Origin of the sequence: Methanoculleus sp. UBA374, from assembly GCA_002508705.1 — an archaeon.
Lineage (GTDB): Archaea > Halobacteriota > Methanomicrobia > Methanomicrobiales > Methanoculleaceae > Methanoculleus > Methanoculleus palmolei.
Genome location: DAYL01000002.1, coordinates 43506 through 50097 on the forward strand (window position 1 = coordinate 43506; position 6592 = coordinate 50097).

The following is a 6592-nucleotide window of genomic DNA, read 5'->3' on the forward strand; positions in this document are numbered from 1 at the left end:
GGCAGCGGACCCCGTCACCGGATATCTTCTCGCATGAACCGGGCCCATGCCAGACCGAAAAAGGCTAGCAGCATCGCAAGCAGGGCGATGATGTTGCAGGTGAGGGCGCCGAGGAGGCTCGAAAGGCCCGGTGCATTATCCCCTGCAGGCTGTGATGCGGCGCCGAGAACCGTCTGGTAGTTGCCGGTCGGAGAGACGAGCGTGACGAGATCGGTGATCATCCGTTTCTGCTCCGTATACGCTCTCGACGCCCGCTCGTACTCCGCGAGTTCTTCCGGGTCTACGGGATCGTCGGACCTGTATGCAACCGCGACCGATGTCACCGAGTAGGCCGAAGAACTCTGCTGGTAGGAGTAGGTGGACATGCCCGGCGGGGTCGGGGGGTCGCCGAAGACAGCCGAGTAGGCCGGGCCGTAAGCAAAGATCGGGATGAACGAAGAGAGGACGATCATCACGATCAGGGAGTACAGGAGAGCGCTTCCGCTGTCCTTCGTGACCGTCGACATCAGGAGAGCGAGGGAAAAGAACGTGAAGACGAGGAGGAACGAAATCACCCCGAAGATCAGGATGCGGATGAACTCGTCAAAATTCGGGATGATACCGAACAGGGTCATGATCGCAAGGGAGACGACCAGAACGGCCCCCATCGCGAGTGCGCCGACGCCCCCCCGGGCTTTTCCGTTGATCATCTCGTCCCGGAATACTGGATAGGCGAGCAGGCTTTTCAAAGACTTGCTCTCTTTCTCCCGGGTCACCAGATCGACCCCCATCGCGATCCCGAGCACCACCCCGATACCGGCCATCAGCACCCCCATCTGGGAGTACGCCGAGAGGATGGAGGGTTTCAACCGTCAAGGTTGCCGGCGAGCGTCGGGTCGTCTTCGTTCTGGGCAAGCACCTGGACCGCGTTGTAATCGGAGAGGTCTCTGGAGTACTGGGTCGCCCCGGTGATCATGCCGACGGCGGCGATGACGACCAGGATCGCGAAGAGCAGGTGGAACCGCCTGCTCCGGAGATGGTCGGAGAACTCCTTGCCCCCGATGATGTGCAAAGCCGCCCGCGTCATGCGGTCTCCTCCGTGTAATACGAGAGCAGGATCTCCTCCATGTCGGGCTTCTCGATCGCGAGCCGCCGGGGAAGGACGCCTTCGGCATACAGGGTCTCTGCGACGAGATTGCTGATATCCTTTCTCGCGACGATACGGGCGGAGCAGGAGTCCTGCGAATACTCTGCGGAGAGGACCTCCGGGTTCGTGAGCCGGGGCATCGGGGTCAGGGTCTCGACGTCGATCACCACCCGGTCCTGCGTTGCGGCGCGCGACAGCATCTCCCGGTCGCCGGACGCGATGAGTCTTCCGCGTGCAAGGATGCCGACCTCCGAGAGGATATGAGAGGAGACGAGCACGGTCGTTCCCCGGTCGGCAAGACCCTTAACTATCCTGTGGTAATCGAGCACTCCCCGGGGGTCGAGGTTTGCCGTGGGTTCGTCGAGGATGACGACGGCGGGATCGTTGATGAGCGCCCGGGCGATGCCGAGGCGCTGCTTCATCCCTTTCGAGTAGCCACCGACCTTTGTCCCGACACCGTCCAGCCCGACGAGGGCGAGGAGTTCGTCGACCCGCGTTCGTCGTTCTCTCTCCTTTAACCCGTAAAACCTCGCTGCATAGTCGAGGTTCTCTTCGGCGGTGCGGTCGGCGTAGAACCCGACGTCTTCGGGCATGTAGCCGATCTTCTTCACCTCGATCGGGTGGGCGGCGACCTCGGTCCCGTCGATGGAACACGCGCTCGAGGTCGGCTGGATGAGCCCGACGAGCATCAGGATGGTGGTGTTTTGCCGACGCCGTTCGGGCTGAGGGGCCCGAAGACCTCGCCCGCGTGGACACCTCAAGGGTAGACCCTGGTCAGGCGGTCGCAGAGGATCATCGTCCGGTCCCTGCGCTTCCGGAGTGATCGCAAAAGACAGAATTCGATGCGGGAGGTGCAAACAGGGCGAACGTGAAAAAAGAGGGGAGAAGCCGGCTACGCCGCTTCCCGGTCTTCGGCGTTGAGGATCGCAAACCCGATGACGCGGTCGCCGTCGTCAAGTTTCATGATCCGGACACCGCGGGTGCCCCGTTTCTGGACCGAGATCTCCGAGACCTTCGTCCGGATCACGATGCCGGACGCGCTCATCACGATGATCTCGTCGTCGTCGGAGACCGCCATCGACCCGACGACACCGCCGCCCCGGGCATCGACGACGATGTTCCGCACGCCCATCGTGCCCCTGCCGTGCCCGCGGAACTCATCGAAATCCGTCCGCTTCCCGAAGCCCTGCTCCGTGATGGTGAGGAGGTGGTCCCCCTCGACGACGGAGATCGCCTGCAGGGCATCGCCGTTGCGGAGGTTGATCCCCCGCACCCCCATCGCGTTCCGGCGGACCGGGCGGACGGTCTCCTCGTGGAACCGGAGGCTCTGCCCGAACTTCGTCGTCAGGAGCAGTTCCTGGCCCCCGTCGGTCGCCTTCACGTCGACCAGGGCATCGCCGTCGCGGAGGTTGATGGCGTTGATCCCGGTCTGCCGCGGCCGCGAGAACTCGTCGAGCGCCATCTTCGCAACCGTTCCCCTTCTCGTCGCAAAGAAGAGGTAGCGGTCAGGACGGAACTCCCTGACCGGGATCACCGCGGTCACCCGCTCCTCCCCGTCAAGGGAGAGGAGATTGACGAGGGCCTTGCCCTTGCCCGTCCGCTGCCCCTCCGGGAGGTCGTAGACCTTCAGCCAGTAGACCCTTCCCCTGTCGGTGAAGCAGAGGAGCGTCTCAAGCATGCTCGCAACGAAGACGTTCTCGACGCCGTCATCGTCCTTGGTGGCCATGCCGATGATGCCGCGACCCCCGCGCCGCTGGTTCCGGTAGGTGTCGAGGTCGATCCGCTTGATATAGTTCGAAGAGGTGAGCGAGACCAGCACCGGTTTATCCTCGATGAGGTCGTCCTTCTCGATCGTCTCGGTCGCGTGCCCGATCTCGGTCCTCCGGGGATCGCCGTAACGGGCGCTGATATCAACGAGTTCCTTTCTGATCTCGGCGAGGATATTCGCCTCACTTCCGAGAAGATCGCTCAGCCGCTCCACTTCTTTCCCGAGGGCGTCGCGCTCGTCCAGGATCTTCTGGTGTTCGAGTGCCGCAAGCCGCCGGAGTTGCATCTTTAAGATGGCGTCCGCCTGCACCTCGTCCAGGGCAAACTTCGTTATCAGCGCCGTCTGAGCCTCCTCGGTCGTCGCGGAAGCCCGGATGGTTGCGATGACGGCGTCGATGTTGTCGAGCGCAACAAGGAGGCCGTTGAGGACATGCCGCCGTTCCTCCGCCTTCGCGAGATCGAACTCGCTCCGGCGCCTGACCACGTTCACCCGGTGCTTGAGGAACTCGTGGACGAGTTCCTTGAGGTTCAGGACGCGGGGCTGACGGTCGACGATCGCGAGGTTGATGATCCCGAAGACGGACTCAAGGGCCGTGTGCTTGTAGAGGAAGTTCAGCACCACCTGGGGTGCGGCACCCCGTTTGAGGTCGATCACGACCCGCATGCCGTCGCGGTCCGACTCATCGCGGATGTCGGCGATCCCCTCGACCCTCTTCTCGCGGACGTGGCCGGCGATATTCTCGATCAGTCGCGCCTTGTTCACCTGGAAGGGGATCTCGGTGATGATGATCTGCTGGGTCCGGCCCTCTTCCACGATCTCCGCAACGCCCCGGACCACACACTTCCCGCGCCCGGTAAGGTAGGCGTCACGGACTCCTTCGGTGCCCATGATCACCCCGCCGGTCGGGAAATCCGGACCGGGCATGATCTGCATCAGTTCCTCCGTGGATACGCCGGGTTCATCGATGACGCGGCAGGTTGCCTCACAGACCTCCCGGAGGTTGTGGGGCGGCATGTTCGTCGCCATGCCGACCGCAATCCCGCTTGAACCGTTGACGAGGAGGTTCGGAACCCGTGCCGGGAGGACATTGGGCTCCTGGAGCGACTCGTCGAAGTTCGGAACGAAATCGACGGTTTTTTTGTCGATATCGGCGAGGAGTTCCTCCGAGACCTTTGTGAGCCGCGCCTCCGTGTACCGCATGGCGGCAGCGGAGTCCCCGTCGATTGAGCCGAAGTTCCCCTGACCGTCGACCAGCGTATAGCGGTAGGAGAACGGCTGAGCCATCTTCACGAGCGTATCGTAGATGGCCGCATCGCCGTGGGGATGGTACTTACCCATCACGTCTCCGACAACACGGGCGCTCTTCTTGTAGGGCTTGTCGCTCGTGTTGCCCATCTCCCACATGGCGTAGAGGGTGCGGCGGTGAACCGGTTTCAAACCGTCTCTCGCATCGGGGATGGCGCGGCCGATGATCACGCTCATCGCGTAGTCGATGTAGCATGATTTCATCTCGTTCTCGATATTAACCGGAACGACCCGCTTAGATGTCAAGGTTGTTCACCTCCTTTGCATGCCGGCGGATGAAGTCCTTCCGGGCATCAACGTTCTCTCCCATCAGTTTCTCAAATATCTCGTTCGCGTAGGCGGCATCCTCGATCTTCACCTGTTTGAGGATCCGATTTTCCGGGTCCATCGTGGTGCTCCAGAGCTGCTCCGCGTTCATCTCACCAAGACCCTTGTAGCGCTGGATGGTGATGCTCTTCTCGCCCAGCGCGGATACGATCTCCCGCAGTTCCTCCTCGCGATAGGCGTACTGCGCCTGTTTGCCTCTGGCGATCCGGTAGAGCGGCGGCTGGGCAATGTAGACGTATCCGTTCTTGATGATCTCCATCATATAGCGGTAGAAGAACGTGAGGAGGAGCGTCCGGATGTGTGCACCGTCGACATCCGCATCGGTCATCAGGATGACATGGTGATAGCGGGCCCGCTCCACGTCGAAATTGTCCCCTACTCCGGTACCGATAGCCGATATCAGCGCCTGGATCTCGGCGTTTTTCAGGATCTTGTGCTCCGACGCCTTCTCGACGTTCAGGATCTTTCCTCGCAGGGGGAGGATCGCCTGGAACTTCCGGTCCCGGCCCTGCTTTGCGGAACCGCCTGCAGAATCTCCTTCCACGATGTAGAGTTCGCTCTTCGCCGGGTCCCGCTCCTGGCAGTCGGCGAGTTTTCCGGGAAGGCCGGCCGACTCGAGCGTACTCTTCCGCCGTGCGAGCTCACGTGCGGTCCGGGCGGCCTCCCGGGCCCGGGCAGCCGTCATTGCCTTATCCACGACCACCTTGAGAGTTCCCGGGTGCTCCTCGAAGTACTCGGTGAGCGAGGAGTAGACAAGCGAGTCGACAATGCCCCGGACGTTGCTGTTCCCGAGGCGCATCTTGGTCTGCCCCTCGAATTGCGGGTTCGCCACCCGGGTGCTGATGACGCAGGCGAGCCCTTCCCGGACATCTTCACCCTTGACCTGGGCATCGTTGTTCTTGAGGAGGTTGTTACGGTGCGCGGCGTTGTTGATCGCACGGGTGAGAGCGCTCCGGAAGCCCTCGAGGTGGGTGCCCCCTTCCCGGGTATTCACGCTGTTGACGTAGGTGTAGATCGTCTCCGTGTAGGAGTTATTGTACTGCAGGGCCACCTCAACCTCGACCATGTTCTCGGTGTCGCTCTTCTGGAAGTAGATGATATCGTCGTGGAGGCGCTCTTTTCCCTCACCGATGTGGGCGACGAACTGCCGGATGCCGTCCTCGAAACAGTAGGCGGCCGAATCGCCGGTGCGCTCGTCCCGGAGGACGATCGTAAGGCCGCTGTTTAAGTAGGCAAGTTCACGGAGCCGGTGGTCCAGCACGTCATAGTCGAACTCGACGGTCTCGAATATCGACCGGTCGGGCAGGAACGTGACCCGGGTCCCCTGGAGGCGCTCGTAGTCGAGCTGCTGCCCGGGTTGGCTGCCGTACCGCTCCTCATACCGTATCTCCATCTCGCGCTCGGTCTCCGGGCGGCTCACGAGCGGCTTCGCGACCAGGCCTTGCCGGAACTGCATCGTATAGACGCTGCTGTCCCGGAAGACCGTCGCATCGAGCCAGGTTGAAAGAGCATTGACGACCGAGACACCGACGCCGTGCAGACCGCCGGATACCTGGTAGGTATTCTTGTCGAATTTTCCGCCGGCATGGAGCACGGTGAGGACGATCTCAAGAGCGCTCTTGCCGTAATGGGGCATGATGTCAACCGGGATACCTCGCCCGTTGTCGTCGATCGTTATCGAGCCGTCCCGGTTAATGATAACCAGTATCAGGTCACAGAACCCGGCGAGAGCCTCGTCTACGGCGTTGTCCACAACTTCGTAGACCAGGTGGTGCAGCCCCCGGGTATCCGTGCTGCCGATGTACATGGCGGGGCGTTCCCGCACCGGCTTCAGACCTTCCAGTACCTTGATATGAGAAGCATCGTAGGTATCAGTCATCTATGACCTCCGCAAAACAGGCGGCGTCCAGAATCACAGCAAAACTCACAGTATATATTGGTTTTATAACCACTTATACTGTGTGGGTCTGGAAAATTTCTTCTTTTAAGCCCGCCCTGCTGTTCTCCGGCTAAGTACGACCTCTGTACGTGCGCTCCGGGAGGGGCCGAATATCACGGCCGGTCCC

At 61.6% G+C, this 6592-nt stretch carries 5 protein-coding genes; all 5 read right to left on the reverse strand.

Annotation, left to right across the window (positions count from 1 at the left end):
- Nucleotides 1-14 precede the first annotated feature (14 nt).
- The 5 genes from BRA42_RS00485 to gyrB all read right to left on the reverse strand — a co-directional run bounded on the left by BRA42_RS00485 (nt 15) and on the right by gyrB (nt 6405).
- A complete protein-coding gene (locus BRA42_RS00485; protein ID WP_342770390.1) occupies nt 15-848 on the reverse strand; it encodes an ABC transporter permease in 834 nt (277 codons plus the stop codon).
- On the reverse strand, nt 845-1066 hold the full coding sequence (locus tag BRA42_RS00490) for a hypothetical protein (protein WP_292407907.1): 222 nt from the start codon (nt 1064-1066) through the stop codon (nt 845-847). Before BRA42_RS00490 ends, BRA42_RS00485 begins: the two co-directional genes overlap by 4 nt.
- Nucleotides 1063-1815: an ABC transporter ATP-binding protein gene (locus BRA42_RS00495; protein ID WP_342770389.1), complete on the reverse strand. Its 753-nt coding sequence runs from the start codon at nt 1813-1815 to the stop codon at nt 1063-1065. Before BRA42_RS00495 ends, BRA42_RS00490 begins: the two co-directional genes overlap by 4 nt.
- Nucleotides 1816-2018: 203 nt before the next feature.
- A complete protein-coding gene (gene gyrA / locus BRA42_RS00500) occupies nt 2019-4445 on the reverse strand; it encodes a DNA gyrase subunit A (protein WP_394339225.1) in 2427 nt (808 codons plus the stop codon).
- Nucleotides 4435-6405 carry a DNA topoisomerase (ATP-hydrolyzing) subunit B gene (gene gyrB, locus BRA42_RS00505; RefSeq protein WP_342770388.1) on the reverse strand — a complete coding sequence of 657 codons (1971 nt, stop codon included), beginning with the start codon at nt 6403-6405 and terminating at the stop codon, nt 4435-4437. The genes gyrA and gyrB overlap by 11 nt, the downstream gene beginning before the upstream one ends.
- Nucleotides 6406-6592 lie beyond the last annotated feature (187 nt).